This is a genomic window from Daejeonella sp. (genome assembly GCF_049655485.1).
Lineage (GTDB): Bacteria > Bacteroidota > Bacteroidia > Sphingobacteriales > Sphingobacteriaceae > Daejeonella.
This window is the reverse complement of sequence record NZ_JBASJU010000181.1, coordinates 1-2327: the sequence shown is the minus strand read 5'-3', so window position 1 is coordinate 2327 and position 2327 is coordinate 1. Positions and strand designations below refer to the sequence as shown.

The 2327-nt window shown below is 42.0% G+C and carries 3 protein-coding genes, 1 pseudogene and 1 riboswitch; all 4 genes and pseudogenes read left to right on the top strand.

Annotated features, from left to right (window positions below; all coding sequences use genetic code 11):
- Window positions 1-288: pseudogene (locus WBJ10_RS07680) on the top strand (N-acetylmuramic acid 6-phosphate etherase); the annotation flags it as partial.
- A 40-nt stretch (window positions 289-328) separates the two neighbouring features.
- The gene (locus WBJ10_RS07675) at window positions 329-895 is read left to right on the top strand and encodes a hypothetical protein (RefSeq protein ID WP_424288958.1); all 567 of its coding nucleotides are present in this window, start codon (window positions 329-331) and stop codon (window positions 893-895) included.
- A gap of 33 nt (window positions 896-928) precedes the next feature.
- Entirely contained in the window at window positions 929-1666 is a 738-nt protein-coding gene (locus WBJ10_RS07670) for a Bax inhibitor-1/YccA family protein (RefSeq protein WP_424288956.1), read from the top strand.
- A gap of 189 nt (window positions 1667-1855) precedes the next feature.
- Window positions 1856-1956: riboswitch (SAM riboswitch) on the top strand.
- Window positions 1957-2104: 148 nt separating this feature from the next.
- Window positions 2105-2327: homocysteine S-methyltransferase family protein (locus WBJ10_RS07665; RefSeq protein WP_424288954.1), on the top strand; the 223-nt coding region annotated here is incomplete at its 3' end.

Sequence of the window (2327 nt, the reverse complement as noted above, 5' to 3'; positions counted from 1 at the left end):
GTGGGACCAGAATTCGTAACAGGTTCCACCAGGATGAAGTCAGGAACGGCTCAAAAACTGGTACTTAACATGATAAGTACCGCGACAATGATCCGTTTAGGGAAAGTGAAAGGAAATAAAATGGTGGACATGCAAATGACCAACAATAAATTGGTTGGGCGAGCCGTAAATATGGTTATGCAATCAACCAACCTTGACGAGGAAACCGCCCAAAAATTGCTGGACAAGTATGGCAGCGTCCGCGCCGCTATTGACAATGCCCCAAAAAATAACCTGGATCTCGTTTAAAATTAATTGACCGGTTCTTCGTTCAGAAAAAGAAAAGCTGATGCATGAAATAGAACCATATTACAGGTGGCGCGACGATTATATTGCTGCTGAAGATCCTCGCTCTCCCTTCTTTGAAACGAGGTACAACGAATTTGAATTCGACAAGCAGATTTATAATTATCTCATCCATCCCCAGTGGGATTTTTTTGGTTCTCAAACACTTTACCTAAAAGTACTTTACGCAGACTACGACAGAGGATATGCCATATTGGAATTTATAGGGGAGTGGAATGATGCCCTTCACAATGATATTATGCTGCTGAAGCGCGAGATCCTTGATCTGATGGTTACCGATGGTATTAATAAATTTATTCTCATCGGCGAGAATGTTCTTAACTTCCATTCGTCGGACGATTGTTATTACGAAGAGTGGTTCCAGGATGCAGATGAAGGATGGATAGCTGGCCTTAATTTTCGCGAACATGTGATCAGCGAATTTAAGCGTAATAATATTGACTACTATATTAACTTCGGGGGAAACCTCGATGACATGAACTGGAGAAACCTGAAGCCCTTACAGCTCTTTAAAAACGTAGAGCTCGAACTAAGCAGAAGGTTAAATTGAATAAAAATTCGTTAAATTTAAAAAAACATTATTATGCCAGAAGTTAAAAATACATTTGAGTTTGGTCAAAATCCCGTAGTTGAGCGTGGAGGAACTATCACTTCCAGAAACTTCCTTCCAAATGTTTTTCTTTGGATGTTTATTGCCCTTGGACTTTCCGCAGGTTTCGCTTATTTCTTTTCGACGGATGCAGGATTGCTTAGCTTGCTGATTGACCCGGCTACCGGAAGCAGAACGGGCTTGGGCACAATTACTATGTTTGCCCCACTGGCATTCGTTTTACTTATGTCATTCGGCCTAAACCGCTTATCGTTTCCGGTTCTTGCCCTCATATTTGTGCTGTATTCGGCTGTAACAGGAATCAGCTTAAGCTATATTCTTTTAATCTACACATCGTCATCAGTCCTGGGCTGTTTTATTTCCGCATCAGTATTGTTTGCTGTGATGGCTATTGCAGGTTATACCACAGATACAGATCTAACTAAATTCGGACCCATCCTCATGATGGCCCTTGTCGGGATTATAATCGCTAGCGTTGTCAACTTCTTTTTAGGAAGCAGCCAGCTCGACTATATCATTAGTTTCATTGGTGTGGCACTTTTCATTGGCCTTACCGCATACGATATGCAGCGCCTGAAACGAATCGCAGCCGGGATCGAATACGGTGATGCATCAGCAAACAAAATGGTGATCATGGGGGCGTTGACGCTTTACCTTGATTTTATTAATTTGTTTATTATGTTGTTGAGGTTATTTGGGGGAAGGAAGTAATTTAGCTGGCTAGTTGTTGGTTGTTGGTTGTTGGACTACCGTACATTACGAGTTAGCATCAACGATTAGGTGTGTATATTTAATAGATAGTAGGCCCGCATACAATCCTGCCCCACTCCAACAACCACCAACCAACAAGCAACAACCAACCCGATTTGCTTTTCACCAAAAAATCCCCCACCTTTGCACTGCTTATTCAGAAAGACGGAGGGATTAGACCCTACGAAGTCTTAGCAACCTGTGCTCACAAGGTGCTACATTCTATCCGCCCCAGGCGGAACAGATAAGTTAAAGTCAATGCATACCGACTTTTTGAGTAGCAAGCATAAAAGTATCAAGTAGCAAGTATCAAGTATCAAGATATGGGCTGCTCTAATTTAGAGCTTCCTGTCCCGATATGAGACACCCTCATACTTGATACCTGATACTTGATACTACATGATTAGAGAAGAACTAAAAAAACGCATACTTGTTATTGATGGAGCGATGGGTACTATGATCCAGCGCTATCAACTTACTGAAGAAGATTTCCGGGGCGAGCGATTTAAAGATCACCCGTGCGACGTAAGGGGCAATAACGATCTGTTAAACATAACCCGTCCTGATATTATTAAAGCTATCCATGCCGAATACCTGGAAGCAGGGGCAGATATAATAGAAA